Below are 16,349 nucleotides of genomic sequence, written 5' to 3' on the forward strand. Positions count from 1 at the left end.
TATGAGAGGTTTTTTTATTCTTAAATTATGATATCGTCTGCTCTAGTTATTATGCGAGTTCTGCGTGTCGATTCTAAGGCATTCGCTGCATCTAAGTGTTTGAGTGACGTAAAATCTAAACCAGTAATCTCTTCAATTGATTCAATAGGCACTTGAATTCTTCTAGTAATGAGTTCATCAAAAGTATAAGGGTTTAAACCTGTAAAAATCTTTGACTCATATAAATCTTCAATATACTCTATTTGACCTACCATAAAACCAGCTGCAGAAACACTGCCATCAGATTTTTCGGCAACAGCAATTTTCCAGTAAGACACAGGAATTTGCCAAGGGCCATTTTCGCGCTGAAATCCATATGATGGATCACTTTCTTTAAAAATCGGACCCGTAAATATTGAAACTTTTCTTTCGGTAGTTTGTGTTTTATCTAGAACATAATCTTCTAAATCTCCCCATTCAACATTATTAAATCTTTGGTATTGTGGAGCCGCATTAGTGAAATGAAATGTATGTTGTTCAGCAATCTCTGCTTCTTCTTGAGTTCCCCAACAAGGGTCGAACCTTCTAACCAAATGTCCTCTAGAAAAATAGACCGCTTCATCTACAATGGTCCTTCTATAAAAATTATCACCTGGCTGATAGATATAGTCCATTCTTTTGTCTCGCCTCCAATTGTCGGATCTTGAGCCTGGATGCATCAATTTTTCACCAAATATATTTACAGCAGTAATCAAAGGAAACTTTCGCTCTTTATGAATTACCGCAGAAAAATGTAAATAATCTAAAATGTTAGAGCTATCATCTTTTAATCGTGCAGCTGAATCGCTTACAGGGCTAATTATTTCCTCTAAATCAATATTAACCTTAAGAAAATCAGAGTCATAACCCAATTCCATTTGATGACTTTCCCAGTAATTTATAGGAAACCCTTCAAATTCTGGCTCAATGGTTTTATCCCTTAAGAAAGGTCTACTAGAATCTAGAATTATAGGAGTTATACCTAAAGCAATACTCAATCTTTCTAGCACTTTAGACGCTTGTAAATCAGAAAACTTAGAAGATTCGAGAAGCGTAAAAATGGCACTTATTCTAACACCTTCATTAGCTATGAACTCTATTTCATCAGAATCAGAATCTGGATTCGGAACTGCTTTATGATGAATAGCCACAACTTGCCACTGATCATTGAGAACTGGTGAACCCGAAGATCCTGGATCCGTATCTGTAGTGTAATGAATAAATTTTTTGGGAGCATTATTAGAATTCCCTTCTAATTCTATAATCTGATTTTCTCTAATGGTCATTTGTTTAGGATCACCATTTGGATGCTGAATTATAGTTACCCATTCTCCAGGCATACCTTTGCCACTTATAGGCAAAAGTCTAAGATAGCCAAATCTCTCAATGGGTATGCCTGCATTAGAATTTGTAGAAATGGATACAAACGTAACGTCTAGATCTTTAGAAGTAAAGAAAATATCATCTGGATGCAGGTTAAAACCAATAGGGTGCTTTAAAACTCCGTCCTTATCATGTTCATAATTGAATTCAACTTCGCATTGCGAAGCTTCTCTTTTGTCTGAGATCACATGATTGTTCGTCATCATTAAATTCGGACCAACTAAAAACCCTGTGCCATACCATCCGCCTCTCACTGGTACTCTAATTCTGCATACAGCTTTCGCTGCTTCTATACCTCTTGTTAAAAAATTTACAGAAAGTAGGTCACTTTCATTTAAAATGCGTTCAAAACCATTAGGATCACTATTATTGTGTTCTACTAAAACCTTTCTAAAATTAGATATATTCTTTATTGAGTTTTTTCCAATTTTTCTATCTGAAGTAATTTTTGCTTCGAAGATAGACTTAATTTTATGTTGCAGATTAGAATCTTCTTGTAATCTAATATCGTTCCTGTTGTTAAATTCTGATCTTTTCATTTTGATAGGCTTTTAAACTTAGTTTGGCTATTGAAAAGCAAGTTAGCGTTTAAAAATCTGATAATCAATACGTAGAACTACGTATTTTAAGGCTACATTTTGAATTAAAGAACACAGTTGTAAGACTGACAAATTCTTATAAAACACGCACAAAAAGAAAGTTTACTCTTACAAAAATAAAAAAATAAATGCATTTCATCGTATTTATTAGTATTTCATCTGTATTTTACTTAGGTTTACCACCTAATTGTTTTGAACCCAAATCTAACAAAACACTTAACTTATGAAAAAACTACTACTCTCAGTATTAGCACTAGTGCTAATTATTTCTTGTAGCACTAGTAAACAAATCGAAAGATCTGTAAGTGCTGGTAACTACGATCAGGCGATTACTAATGCCATTAGCAAACTCCGAACGAATAAGAATAAAAAGCGAAAAGGAGATTTTATTGTAATGCTTCAAGAAGCATATACTAAAGCGAACCAGCGAGACAAAACAAACATTGACTATTTAAATAAGGATAATAACCCAGAGAATCATCTTAAAGTCTATGATCTCTATGTAGCACTAGATAATAGACAAGAACGTGTAAGACCGCTTTTACCATTATACGTTGATGGACAAGAAGTCGCACTACCTATTAAAGATTATTCTAGTGGACTTATCAGTTCAAAAGAAAAAGCATCAGCACATCTTTATGCCAATGCCATTGCGGTTTTAAATCAACAAAATAATACCAAACAAGATTACAGGTTTGCTTATAACCAGTTTAGAGATATAGAGGATATTAATCCAAACTATAGAGATGTTCGTGCTTTATTAGAAGAAGCACACATAAAAGGAACTGATTTTGTATTGGTAGAAATGGTTAATGATACTGAAAAAGTAATTCCAGAACGTTTAGAAAACGATTTATTAAACTTTAGCACGTATGGTATCAATAACCTATGGACGGTTTACCACAATGCAGAAGATAGTAATACCAATTACGATTACAGCATGCGTGTTAACTTAAGACAAATCAATACGTCACCTGAGCAAGTAAAAGAACGTCAGCTTGTTAAAGAAAAAGAGATTGTTGATGGTAAACAAATATTACGAGATGAGAATGGCAATCAAGTTAAAGATAGCTTAGGTAATGCTATAGAAGTGGATAGATTTAAAACCGTACGTTGTGAGTTTTACGAATTCAGACAGTTTAAAACGGTACAAGTTACAGGTAATGTAGAATACCATAATTTAAATACAAAGCAATTGGCTGATGCGTTCCCAGTAAGTAGTCAGTTTGTATTTGAACATATCTATGCTAACGCAAGAGGAGATCGTAGAGCATTAGCAAATGATTTATTACCATTTTTAGAGAGACGTGCTGTACCCTTCCCTACTGAAGAACAAATGATTTATGATTCTGGTGAAGACATAAAACAGCAACTCAAACAAATAATGAATTCTTATACTTTGAATTAATAAAAAAAGCCTCTCTGAATTGAGAGGCTTTTTTGTTGCGCTTAACAGGTTGAGTTATGATTAGCACGGTGTACAAAATGTAAAGGTTTTCAGTTACACACTAAGTAGTATACATAATAATAGGAAAAATTTCAGTAACCATTTGAGTGAGCATTCCTTCCGAGAGTTCTAATTCTGTTTAACCACTTTTGAGTGAGATTTTCTCTGAAATGTAGAAACAAGAAACCAATTCCACCTTAAAAGACATGGGATAGTCTTTCTGAGTGCGCTTTACATACGGAAATTCCGATTTCTTCATTGTTCTTTAGTTTTAGTATAACGCTATTTCGGTACTAGACATTAAATTCATAAAAAAAAGACTGCCTTTTTTGACAGTCTCTTTATTTTATTTATAAACTAATTTAACTAAAGTTTGCCTTTAGATTTTAATAAAAATTTCAGTACTATAGAGTTGGTTATCTATATAAACCTGTAAATAATATGTACCTATTAACAAAGTATTTAATGGTAATTCAATTGTTTCAACACCATTATTAACTTGTTGAGTTTGTTCTATAACACTATTACCGCTATTGTTCAGTAATATTAATTTTACAGTACTAGATGTGTTTACTTCAATGTTAGCTTTTATAAAATTAGTAAATGGGTTTGGAAAAGTTTGTAAACTGACTACTGCATTAGCAGGGTCGACTGTACATTCTCCTAGTGTATCTCCATGATCTAAATGTGCTTGTACTGCTGCCTGGGCAACGCAAATAGTTTTACCATTATGGCACATTTGTACTTTGGAATTTGCGGCTGTTCCACACCCTACATCAGTTACCTCAACGGTAATTGCTGCAGTAGCCTCGCAACCAGTAGCGTCGGTTATTGTCACTATGTATACCTGTGTGCTATTTGGGCATGTATCTATCATTTGGGTTGTTTCGCCAGTACTCCAGTTAAATTGGTATGGAGCTTCGCCTCCTGTTACGGCTGATACTCCAATAGTAGCACATTCGTTTGCCCCATCATAGCCCGTGTACAACACTATATTATCAGTGACCTCCACAACTATTTCACTAGGTGCTGTAATTTCTATACTTGTCGTTACGGTACTGTTTATATCATCGGTAACCGTAACCGAATATGTACCAGCTGCAAGGTTACTTATTGTAGCTGTTGTTTCACCAGAACTCCACAAATAGGTATATGGCCCTATTCCTCCAGTAACCGACACACTGGCCATTCCGTCATCTGCGCTAGCGCAGCTAACATTGGTAGAAACTAATGTTGACTCTAAAGGATCGCTTAGTGGTATTGCTTCCCACACACTTCTATCATCAGTATCTGGAGCTGTACTATGTGTTACAGTTCCATCTTCATTATGATACAGATATCTGCCAGCGGTTCTAGATTCAAATCTATACGTGTCAGTAGTTTCGTCATAGTCTATAGTCCACGTCTTATCTGTATCGGTTGCTGGTGGAGCTTTTAGAGTACTTACAACTACAAAAGGGCCTCCTGGACCACCTGCACCAGGTGCACGCAGTATTCCATTACCACCACTTTCGCTATCACTATCTATATTAAAATATGCTCCACTTTTTATAAACGTCCAATGCGTATTTTCAGCGTCTCCTGTAGTTGACATTATAACAGGCTGACTACTTCCACTTGCAGCAGTTAAGAACAGTCCTGTTTCTACATTACGCAATCTATAAACACCATCAGATATTGGTATGTTACTATTATCAATAACTTCTGCCTTCTGATATGTTGTATTTGCCCATCGCATTTGAGCTCTACCTCCTCTTACTCTGTATGCACCATATCTAATACCAGATTCTAAACCTCTTTCTGGATCAGGAATGTTGTAATTAAATGCTTCACCTCCAATCACGGCATCGCAATAATGTATTTTTTTTGTAGCATCATTTGGATCTTCTCTAAAACCTATTTCTAATTCAAAACTAATTTCCGCATCTTTATCTACACGCTTTAAGAATACAACTTCTCTACCGCTACCTTCACCACCGCGCTCTAAGATACGTTCGGCATATATATCAAAGGCTACTTGCTTACTTGCATTGATACCTGTACCATAAACGGGCTTCGCTAAATACAAACAAATAGCTGGATCATTAGATCCACCACCACCTGTATGTTTTCCTTTGGCCTGTGCTAAATAACTTCCGTTTTGACCAAATGAGCCTCCATCTCCTACTTCAAGAATTCTCAATGTTCCTGTAAACTTCGCAAAGCTTCCAACACCTGTTTCCTGAGATCTAGGTAATGAACGCTCTATTCGCGGTTGCAACTGATTTCCATTAACGGGATTAATTTCATCCCAGTGATTCGACCCATCAGTAATATTATAAACACCCCAAGTTTTTCCATATACATCACTTTCTGAATAATCAGCATAGCAAGTTCTATCATCAGCAGTTCCAACATTAACAGCGTTTGCTATATCTACATTTCTAGTATTATCGTTCTGGAATTCACCTGAAGATGGACAACTTAAATCAGTATTTGTATCCTCATCTGGAGCTATTGCCACTGGGTTTTCCCCTAATGGAATGAGTCTCCAATTACTTCTATTATCTGTATCTAGGGCTGCAGCATGGGTTACAGTTCCATTTACCTCAAGATACATAAATCTTCCTGTCGTTCGTGATCCAAATCTGTAGGTGTCTTCTATATCGTTATAATATACGGTCCATGTTTTATCTGTATCGGTTGCTGGTGGCGCTTTTAGAGTACTTACAACTACAAAAGGACCTCCTGGACCACCTGCACCTGGTGCACGTAGTATTCCAGTACCACCACTTTCACTTTCACTATCGATATTATAAAATGTTCCAACTCCACTTTCTACAAGCGTCCAATGTGTATTATCAGTTTCTCCTGAAGCTGACATCGTAATAGGCTGACTACTTCCTGCTGCAGTGGTTAAGAATTCTCCTGTTTCTACATTTTGAAATCTAAAAGGTACTCCAACTGGTGGAGTTTCCACTAAAGGAATGAGTCTCCACACACTTCTATCATCAGTATCTGGAGCTGTACTATGTGTTACAGTTCCATCCGCATTGTGATACAAATATCTGCCAGCGGTTCTAGATTCAAATCTATACGTGTCAGTATTTTCGTCATAATCTATCGTCCACGTTTTATCTGTATCGGTTGCTGGTGGAGCTTTTAGAGTACTTACAACTACAAAAGGGCCTCCTGGACCACCTGCACCTGGTGCACGCAGTATTCCAGTACCACCACTTTCACTTTCGCTATCGATATTATAAAATGCGCCACTTTCTACAAACGTCCAATGTGTATTTTCGGCTTCTCCTGAAGCTGACATTGTGATAGGTTGACTACTTCCTGCTGCAGCGGTTAAGAATTCTCCTGTGTTTACATTTTGCAATCTAAAAATATCATCAGAAGGCAGTGCGCCTTGCGCTGTCAAAAAAAATGAAAAGAGCGTGAAAATGCTAAATAAGATGGCTTTAAGAGTGGTTTTTTTCATGTTTATAATAGTTAATAGTTTCCATAATATTATTGTATTAAGCTATTATAAGTATCCTGTACTATACTGATTTAATAAAAAGTAATTCAAGTTATATAAAAGAGCAAAGAACATAAGACGCATTAATTAACTCCTTTTTTTTAAACTACTCGCTAAATGCAAAACTGTCTTGTTTCAATATTGATAACATAACTCAAATTATAATTATTTAGGATAAAACCTTATTGAATCTGATTAGTTTGGCATTGAATTAATAAAAAAAAGCCTCTCAAATTTGAGAGGCTCTTTTATACATTAGTCTTTCTAAAAAGAAGATCTACACGTAACTTTTAAAACGTTTACTTACTACTCTTTCTTCCCTTTCTTAGTCGTAATCACTATAACACCATTTGGAGCGTTATATTTTTTCATGGCCACTTCATCTTTAAAGACCTCTATCTTTTCTATGTCATCAGGAGATAAAGTTTTGAGCACTTCATTACCAGAACGCTTGCCGTCTACAATTACCAAAGGAGCTTTTTCATTAGACGAAGAATCATCACTAGATTTGATCTTAAATACTACTGAATCACTTTTCGCTTTCGTAGTTATAAGTATCACTCCATTAGGTGCATTATACTCTTTTATGGCTTTATCACCTTTTACCACAGCAACAGACGCAATCATGTCGTTATCTATTAAGTCCATACTAAAATCGAATTTTTTGCCGTCCACATAAATATCGGGTTCTGCTCCTTCTTTAACCTTTACATGAAGTTTTTCCTTCTTTCCATTATCCTTTTTTTCTACTGTAAATTCTTGTGCTTGAAGTAACGACATTGAAACGAATAGCACACATACTGTTAAAATTAATTTTTTCATGATTATAAATGTTTGTTTATTAATAACTATTTGATTTAAATTTATTCTTCTTTAGTGGTATAAATAATGACGATGTCATTTTCATAAACAATACGTTCTTCAACTTCAGCTGAATCTGTATTATACACCATATCTCGTGCGAGGTTCAATAAGGTTTCTTTTTCTGCATAACTCATTTCATCATGGTTTTGGTTGAATAAAAACAGTGAGACTAGCAATACCACTGAAGCTGCTGCGGACAGTATACCAACAAAAACCTTACGTTTTTTGTTTGTTCTCTTTTCAAACGATTGCCATAACTGCGCATTAAAATCTTCTGGTATTTCCTTTTTGTTGTGCTTTACAAACGTAGACCATGCGTCTATTGAAGGTTCTAAATTTTCAGTACTCTCAAACAAAAGTTGTTCTTCATTTAAGGTACTTTGGCCTTCCTTATATTTTTTAATTAATCTTTCCGTGTTATCGTCTTTCATAACTATACGTTTTTTCCAATTCTATACTGACCTGCTTTCTTGCTCTAGATAATAAGACTCTTACATGCTCAATTTTAAGTTGTGTCGCTGCAGCGATTTCAACAAACTCATAGCCATCTAAGTCTCGCATGAGTATCACTTCTCTTTGTTGCTCTGGCAGATGCGTAACAATTTGTTTTATAATGGTATTTAGCTCTTTCCACTCTAGTGCTTCTCTACCATGTTCTGATTTTACGATTTCTAGTTGAAAAGCCGCATCATATATATCTAACTTTTTCTTTCTAAGGATATCAATACAATGATTACGTGCCGTTGAAAACACTAAACCTATAATATTAGGATGTTCAGCGATTTGCTTTCGCTTTACCCAAAGTTTTAGCATTATGTCTTGGATCGCATCTTCAGCGTTTGCTCTCGTACCAAGCATCCGAGAAACCATCGGAAACAAACGCTCAGATAATGAAAATATGGTATGTTTAAATTCCTTTTTATCCATTATATCTTAATAACGGTAAAATGGATGGAGGCATAACAAGAAAAGGTGATTTTTTTTATTTAATTATGGTAAGCCACTAATATTCTGATTAATAAAAAAGAGATGTACTAAAAATTTAATGTAATGAACAAGTCAACAAAGACGGCAGAAAAGAACAAAAATCGAAGCCTAGCTTTCAGCTGTTATTTGATTTATTTGGATGTTGTATAGCGTATTTCATATCGCATTATAGTCAATTTTTTCAAACCGATTTTGTTCCGTTTTTAGTTGAGTCCAGTCGAATGAATACATTTCATCTTCGCTCCAGTCGTCAGGATAGTCAACCATTAGATAGTCTCCAATTCCAAATCCACCGCCAAAGTAGTTATATCCTTGTGCTTGTAGATTATTTGGACCAGGTTGAAAATCCACATGCCTGAATTGAGCAGAAAGTAATGCGCAAAGACCTGAAAAAGCATTTAATAAGTTATCCAAATTTGCATGCTCGAAATTGTTAAGTCTATCGTGTTTTGCATTATTGTAAGCTTGATACCAAGTCAAATTACCATTCGATTTCCATTCTACAAATGGCTCCCTAATGTTCTTAGTCCCTTTCCAAAAAGGGAAATCAATTGAATAGTCATCCAAATGATGCGTTTTGTTAACTTTTTTAAAGTCATTGGTGTTCCAATATTTTTCAGTCCTCGGTTGTCCTTGTCTCGAACCACTACTAAAAATTGGGCTAAAAATATTTTCTTTTAAAATAGCTTTGAAATTAGCTTCTACTTCAATACAAGTACGCATTAAAAGTTCGTGAATTCGGAATGAGTAAGTTGAACAGTTTTTGTCACAAGGCTCTACAAATTCGAATAGCTTTTTCAAGTCCTCCTGAATAATTAGAAACGCTCTGGTGTAATGTTCCGGATTTTTACAATAATTTCTATCAATGATATAAGCCCAATCACTATATCCTGCTTGTGGTCCTGTTTTCAAAACAGGTCTATAATTTCTGTGGAAAGGTTTGTTAAAGCTCAAAGGTTAGTTTTTATATGCTGTACAAGGGTCTTGTGAATGATTTCGTTCCGTGGTTTAGGTACTAAGTTAGCAAATAAATCACAGATAGAAAGTCCTCGAGGACTTTCGTAAGTAAGCTATAACTAGCAATGAATTATACAAATTGTTAGCTACAGTTGTTATTATTTAAAAGCTTTGACACTTAATTTTTCCTTTTAAATATATAGTATCTATATAGTCTGGCATTTTATTATCTGGAAATAATTTATCAAACTTTTCATTCCGCAAATAAGAACGAGAAGTGTAAGTTCCTGTAAATTCAACATTATAATCTCGACTGAAATTATCTCTAAATGAAAGACTTCTGATTGAAAGCATTGGTGGCTTTAGAATCTGGCTATCTCCAATTTGAATTCCCAAATAAACGGTTTGACCACAAAGGTCCATGGCAGATTTTAGACCGCTAAATAATCTTAAACTACCATCTGAATCAATTCTTTCTCCAGATGGGTTGCTCCCAATTCCTAGTCTAAAAAATTCTTTAGGATTATTAATATAATCAAGAAAGTACAATAAGTGCGTTTTGTCACTTTGTAGTGAAATATGTGTTTTAAATGTCCAAATAAGTTTTCTTTTTTCGTTGGAATATGGACCGTTTTCGTCACCTATCTGTAAAGAAATATGTATCAATTTATTATCAAAATTATCGAGTAATTCAGAGCTGACTTCTTTGTGCTTTAATGACCTATTCGTATGTGCATACTTGCCTTGTCCATGATGCTCGTTTAAAAGAGAGTCAGTATCGAAAATATTCCTAAGATTTGGTAAATATTCTTCTAATGCCTCTTGCTTTATGTTCATGGATAAAGTTGTTGCACGTAGGTCAGATGGAAGCGGATAAGAAAGTTTCTCCATTTCCTTTTCGGTAGTTTCTTTTAGTTTTGTGACCTCCGTTGATATTTCAGTTGTTGCTTTATCTGTTTGGGATTTTAATTTACCCAGAGCTAATTTTGCTTCTAGCGACTTCTCTTTTAATTGTGAAATAATTTCGGTTGTTTCATCTTCAACTTTTTTATTGAGAGAATCTTCTGTGTTCTGACATTTCCACCAATGTTTTTTGAAATTCGGCTTCCATGTTATCTTTAAGTTTATCCCTTTCTAAAGAGGCATCATCAAATGATTTTTCAGTTTTTATACTAGAGAAATGTCTAAAAAATGCCACTCCTACTGCAGCGATAATTAATCCGAGTGCCGTTATAATTATTGATATTGTAATCATTTTTTTCAATTTCATTAAATGTCTAGCCTTTATTCAGGACGGGTCAAAATTGTTGCCAACGGTTTTGTATATGAAAAGTAGCGGATTTTTAAGCACTAACTTTTCGGTTAATAACTTAACTTTATTTTATTATTTATCTTTCGTTTAAGCACTTAATCCGCTATTTTTTATATACGTTGTTGGCTACTGTACTTTTATCCCATTAGGTTTAATTCGGAATCTAATGCTTCTTGTCTTTTTCTTCTGGCACCTAAATCAGATGACGCTCGTAAATTTAGGGTATATTGAATAACATTCTCGCTCATTTCAGCTGCAGCTCCCTCTTCTTTTTCTACTCTCACAAATTTATCTATGTCTTGTGCAAATTTCATAAGAGTTTCAGCTGTTTTTGCCCTGTTTTCAGTTGATAAAGGAAATAATTCAGAATATTTACTTAACAATACAAACAAAGTATAAAAATCAGTTTTCTTTGACCAACGAGTATCTGAAATGTTAGGCAAGATTTTGGTAATCTCTCTTAATACCTTGTCAAATTTATCTTGAAGTTCAAATTTTTCTTTAAAATCTTCTTCATACAATTCATAATACTTGTCTAAAGTTTGTTTTTTATTTTGAACTCCGTGTAAAACTGCAATTGCTAATTCACTAATAAATTCCACATCTTTCATTCTCTTTATGTCTGTTGAAGTGAAGACGTCTATTTTAGACCATAAATCGTGATTAGCCAATCCATTCATTAAGTTTATAAATTCTCCCCAATAAGTTGCTTGTCTCAATTCTTGAGGATTTAAAACAACGTTATTTCTATTTAGTCTTTGAAAAATCTCTCTCAATTCCAAGTCTGAAATTTCGGGTAACATTCTAACTACAAACTGATAACCATAAAATTTCTTTTTTTGATTGGCATTTAAATCGTCAAAACTTAATCCTCCAAGAGAAGGACTATCTTTTCCATCTATTTCAAATTCTCCGTGAATGTATTCTAAACAAGATGTAATTCGCTGTTGTCCATCGACAACAATGTAATTTTTACTTCCATCTTCAAGGATTATATCTTGCATATAGAGTTCCGGAATTGGAAATCCATTTAAAATACTATCTACTAAAAAGCTTTTTTGCTTTTTTGTCCAAACTAAATTCCTTTGGAATGGTGGTCGCATTTCAAGTTGGTTGAGTTCATCTGCTTGTTTAAACCAAGAAATATCTCTGTGTGTTGTTTGTAAAAAATCTGCCATTTTATGTTGTAATTATAATATCCTTTAGTTTGCCAATACAATCTGATTGATATTCTCTTAATGATTCAAAGTCCTTATAAATTCGAAAATTTATTTCTCTGTCTTTTGTTGGGTCTATTTTTCTCATTTCATCAATTGCGAGCATCCATTCTTTACCAAAAGGTAATATTTGAATTATTTTATCAGTAGCAATTGTTCCCCAATAAATTAATCTTTCTCTATGGTCTTTTATTGATGATTTTTCTATTCCCTTTAATCTATGCCTTTTTGGACCTAAATTTCTTAAATGATGCCAAGAAACATCAAAGTAATGACTTGAAATTATTGCAACATCAATATCTGATTTGTCGCTAAAAACTCTGAAGTTTTTATCAGGGTTAAGACTTATTCCAACTGCAGCACTTCCTGTAAAAGTTATGGCTTTACCATCAACTCCTATTAAATTCCCAAGCCTTTCTTTCCAATCAATGTATTTTTCCAAATCATTATCGAAAATATGAGGTATTCTTTCCAATACCCATTTCGAACTAATATAGTTTGGATGATAATCTATTATTTCTTGTGTTAATGCTTCTTTCAAGTTCTATTTCAGTATTGTAGCCAACATGTTATATAGTAACTTTTATTACTCATATCCCATAAATATGTCTGGATATGGTAATATTTGTATTACTGTTATCCGTTTATAAAACTAGCAATAAAATAAGAAACTTATATACGTAGAACTACGTATATTTAAAGAAATTTCTCTAAATCCATCTCAATAATACCACCATGAGACGCATGTGCAACCACGACTCCATTCCTTAGCACTAAAAGCTGAGGAGATTGGTGCATCACTTGGAATTTAAAACCGACCTCATTAGACACGTCTCTATAACTCAATAGATCTAAATAATATAAGTCTGCATTAGCATTTACATCGTAAGCAGATACAAATTGGTTCATTACCATTCTGCTAATACCACAACGTGTAGAGTGCTTAAAAATAAGTTGTGTTTTGGTTTTAGATTTTTCTGCAATAGTATCGAGTTGCTCTACTGAATTCAGTGCAATCCATGGTAATATTTTTTCTTCTTTTTTGTTCTTTGAAGCTTTAGCGGAAGAGGATGGTTCAGATGAACTGCCAAACATTTTATTAAAAATTCCCATATTTATAGACTATTATACGAAGTAAGTCGTTAACTATTTTATATCTTACAAACTGACGAAACGTCACGCTATTACTAGAATTACCAGTCATTTTGTCTTGTTCGTTGTGTTGGTAAGATTATTGACTAAAGATAGGCAAAACATAAACAATAAAATTGTCATTCAGAGAGTTGCTCATTGAGCGTCGTGGAAGTGAGTTGTAGAATCTTTTAAAGAGATTGCTGCGCTTCGCCCATGTCTGCCGACAGGCAGGCTCGCAATGACAGAAAAAGATAAAATATGAACTTTAATAATTATACCATTAAATCACAAGAAGCCATACAGCAGGCACAGCAGCTTGCCCAAGGTTTTGGTCATCAACACATAGAAAACGAGCATATTTTTAAAGCGCTTTTCAATGTTGATGAAAACGTACTACCATTCCTTCTAAAAAAGTTGAATGTTAATGTATCTATGTTTCAACAAGTATTGGACAAAGAACTAGAAAGCTTTCCTAAAGTGTCTGGTGGAGACATTATGATTTCTCGAGATGCTAGTAAAGCTTTAAACGAAGCCTCAATCATCGCAAAGAAGATGAACGATGACTATGTATCTGTAGAACATTTAGTGTTAGCTGTTTTTAAATCTAAAAGCAAAATTGCACAGATTTTAAAAGACCAAGGTGTTACTGAAAAAGGCTTAAATGCTGCCATAGAGGAATTACGACAAGGAGATCGCGTTACTTCTCAAAGTCAAGAGGACACTTATAATTCACTGAACAAGTATGCTAAAAACTTAAACCAGTTAGCACAAGATGGTAAGTTAGATCCTGTTATTGGTCGTGATGAAGAAATTAGAAGAATCCTTCAGATTTTATCGCGTAGAACAAAAAACAACCCAATATTAGTCGGCGAACCAGGAACTGGTAAAACGGCTATTGCTGAAGGCTTAGCGCACAGAATTATAGATGGTGATATTCCTGAAAACCTTAAAGACAAGCAAATTTTCGCCTTAGATATGGGAGCCTTAATTGCTGGTGCAAAATTTAAAGGTGAGTTTGAAGAGCGTCTAAAAGCGGTTATTAAAGAAGTCACAACCAGCGATGGTGATATCGTACTCTTTATTGACGAAATTCACACCTTAGTTGGCGCTGGTGGTGGACAAGGAGCCATGGATGCAGCTAATATTCTTAAACCTGCATTAGCGCGTGGAGAACTTAGAGCTATTGGAGCAACGACATTAGATGAATATCAAAAATATTTTGAGCAAGATAAAGCCTTAGAACGTCGTTTCCAGAAAGTACAAGTCAACGAGCCAGATACAGAAAGCGCCATTTCTATTCTTAGAGGTATTAAAGAAAAATACGAAACGCATCACAAAGTTAGAATTAAAGATGAAGCCATAATTGGTGCTGTGGAGTTATCAGAACGTTATATCACCAATCGTTTTCTTCCGGATAAAGCCATTGACTTAATGGATGAAGCCGCTTCTAAACTGCGTATGGAAATCAATTCTAAACCAGAAGAATTAGATGTGCTCGACCGTAAAATAATGCAATTAGAAATTGAGCATGAAGCGATTAAGCGCGAAAAGGATGAATCTAAATTAAAAAGCTTAAAAGCTGATTTAGCAAACCTCAAAGAAGAGCGTAACGAGCTGAATGCCAAATGGAAATCTGAAAAAGAAGTTGTAGAAAACATTCAGACTATAAAACAAGACATTGAAAACTTTAAGCTCGAAGCGGAACGTGCTGAGCGTGAAGGTGACTATGGAAAAGTAGCAGAAATCCGCTATGGAAAAATTAAAGATGCTACAGAACAACTTGAGAAATTTCAAAAGGAATTATCCGAACAACAAGAAACATCCTTAATAAAAGAGGAAGTGACTTATGAGGATATTGCTGATGTTGTGGCAAAATGGACAGGAATTCCTGTTACCAAAATGATTCAGAGTGAACGCGAAAAGCTTTTAAAACTTGAGGACGAATTGCATAAGCGCGTAGTCGGACAAGAAGAAGCAATCGAAGCCGTCAGTGATGCGGTTCGTAGATCTAGAGCTGGTTTACAAAATCCACAAAAACCAATAGGAACGTTTTTATTCTTAGGTACAACTGGTGTTGGTAAAACAGAATTAGCAAAAGCCTTAGCGGAATATCTCTTTGATGATGAAAACGCAATGACTCGTATTGATATGAGTGAATATCAAGAACGCCATGCGGTAAGCAGATTGGTAGGTGCACCTCCAGGATATGTAGGTTATGATGAAGGAGGACAATTAACCGAAGCTGTGCGACGTAAACCGTATTCAGTGGTATTGTTAGATGAAATTGAAAAAGCACATCCAGATACGTTTAATATCTTATTGCAAGTCTTAGATGAAGGGCGTTTAACAGATAACAAAGGTAGAGTTGCCGATTTTAAAAACACCATCATTATTATGACCTCTAATATGGGAAGTCATATCATACAAGAGCGCTTTGAAGCTACAAAGGATATTCCTTCGGTAATAGAAGCAGCAAAAGTGGATGTTCTAGGTTTATTAAAACAAAGCGTAAGACCTGAGTTTTTAAACCGTATCGACGATACCATAATGTTTACACCATTATCTAAAGAAAACATTGTTAAGATTGTTGGATTACAACTGAAAAACGTCACAAAAATGATAGCGCAACAAGGTATTACTTTTGATGCTACAGAAGAGGCTATTGCTTACTTAGCGAAAAAAGGCTATAATCCAGAATATGGTGCAAGACCTGTAAAACGAGTGATTCAAAAAGATGTACTGAATCAGTTGAGTAAGGAAATACTCGCTGGTAAAGTCACAACGGATAGCATCATTTTACTAGATGAATTTGACGGACAACTTGTCTTTAGAAATCAAGGAGATTTAGTTGTAGAAGAATTATAAACAAACTGTAACATAATAGGTTAAAAACAGTCTTTATATTGATTGGTTGGTTAAAGCAACA

The 16,349-nt window shown here is 34.6% G+C and carries 13 protein-coding genes; 2 read left to right on the top strand and 11 right to left on the bottom strand.

Annotation, left to right across the window (positions count from 1 at the left end; genetic code table 11):
- Window positions 1–20 precede the first annotated feature (20 nt).
- On the bottom strand, window positions 21–1,940 hold the full coding sequence (locus SJY34_RS04575; protein ID WP_400079340.1) for a DNA/RNA non-specific endonuclease: 1,920 nt from the start codon (window positions 1,938–1,940) through the stop codon (window positions 21–23).
- A gap of 283 nt (window positions 1,941–2,223) precedes the next feature.
- Here SJY34_RS04575 and SJY34_RS04580 point away from each other — a divergent pair, with 283 nt between their 5' ends.
- Window positions 2,224–3,408, top strand: coding sequence for a hypothetical protein (locus tag SJY34_RS04580; RefSeq protein ID WP_400079342.1), 1,185 nt, complete (start codon window positions 2,224–2,226; stop codon window positions 3,406–3,408).
- Between the two features lie 418 nt (window positions 3,409–3,826).
- On the opposite strand, the gene SJY34_RS04585 is transcribed toward SJY34_RS04580, so the two are convergent.
- The 10 genes from SJY34_RS04585 to ytxJ all read right to left on the bottom strand — a co-directional run bounded on the left by SJY34_RS04585 (window position 3,827) and on the right by ytxJ (window position 13,402).
- Window positions 3,827–6,913: a T9SS type A sorting domain-containing protein gene (locus SJY34_RS04585; RefSeq protein ID WP_400079344.1), complete on the bottom strand. Its 3,087-nt coding sequence runs from the start codon at window positions 6,911–6,913 to the stop codon at window positions 3,827–3,829.
- Between the two features lie 345 nt (window positions 6,914–7,258).
- Entirely contained in the window at window positions 7,259–7,774 is a 516-nt protein-coding gene (locus tag SJY34_RS04590; protein WP_400079346.1) for a hypothetical protein, read from the bottom strand.
- A 41-nt stretch (window positions 7,775–7,815) separates the two neighbouring features.
- Window positions 7,816–8,247: a hypothetical protein gene (locus SJY34_RS04595; RefSeq protein WP_400079348.1), complete on the bottom strand. Its 432-nt coding sequence runs from the start codon at window positions 8,245–8,247 to the stop codon at window positions 7,816–7,818.
- Window positions 8,234–8,743: an RNA polymerase sigma factor gene (locus tag SJY34_RS04600; protein WP_400079350.1), complete on the bottom strand. Its 510-nt coding sequence runs from the start codon at window positions 8,741–8,743 to the stop codon at window positions 8,234–8,236. The genes SJY34_RS04595 and SJY34_RS04600 overlap by 14 nt, the downstream gene beginning before the upstream one ends.
- Window positions 8,744–8,959: 216 nt before the next feature.
- Window positions 8,960–9,757, bottom strand: coding sequence for a hypothetical protein (locus tag SJY34_RS04605; protein ID WP_400079352.1), 798 nt, complete (start codon window positions 9,755–9,757; stop codon window positions 8,960–8,962).
- A gap of 165 nt (window positions 9,758–9,922) precedes the next feature.
- Complete coding sequence (locus SJY34_RS04610) at window positions 9,923–10,651, bottom strand: hypothetical protein (RefSeq protein ID WP_400079354.1); 729 nt, start codon at window positions 10,649–10,651, stop codon at window positions 9,923–9,925.
- Window positions 10,652–10,808: 157 nt separating this feature from the next.
- Window positions 10,809–11,015 (bottom strand): hypothetical protein, encoded by a 207-nt coding sequence (locus SJY34_RS04615; RefSeq protein WP_400079356.1) that lies wholly within the window; start codon window positions 11,013–11,015, stop codon window positions 10,809–10,811.
- A 194-nt stretch (window positions 11,016–11,209) separates the two neighbouring features.
- On the bottom strand, window positions 11,210–12,250 hold the full coding sequence (locus tag SJY34_RS04620) for a DUF262 domain-containing protein (protein WP_400079358.1): 1,041 nt from the start codon (window positions 12,248–12,250) through the stop codon (window positions 11,210–11,212).
- A 1-nt stretch (window position 12,251) separates the two neighbouring features.
- Window positions 12,252–12,830: a hypothetical protein gene (locus SJY34_RS04625; RefSeq protein ID WP_400079360.1), complete on the bottom strand. Its 579-nt coding sequence runs from the start codon at window positions 12,828–12,830 to the stop codon at window positions 12,252–12,254.
- 155 nt (window positions 12,831–12,985) lie between these two features.
- Complete coding sequence (gene ytxJ, locus SJY34_RS04630; RefSeq protein ID WP_400079362.1) at window positions 12,986–13,402, bottom strand: bacillithiol system redox-active protein YtxJ; 417 nt, start codon at window positions 13,400–13,402, stop codon at window positions 12,986–12,988.
- Between the two features lie 279 nt (window positions 13,403–13,681).
- Between ytxJ and clpB the strand changes: the two genes are divergently transcribed.
- On the top strand, window positions 13,682–16,288 hold the full coding sequence (clpB, locus tag SJY34_RS04635) for an ATP-dependent chaperone ClpB (RefSeq protein ID WP_400079363.1): 2,607 nt from the start codon (window positions 13,682–13,684) through the stop codon (window positions 16,286–16,288).
- Window positions 16,289–16,349: the final 61 nt, after the last annotated feature.

This window comes from Winogradskyella sp. R77965 (genome assembly GCF_044594915.1).
Classification (GTDB): domain Bacteria; phylum Bacteroidota; class Bacteroidia; order Flavobacteriales; family Flavobacteriaceae; genus Winogradskyella.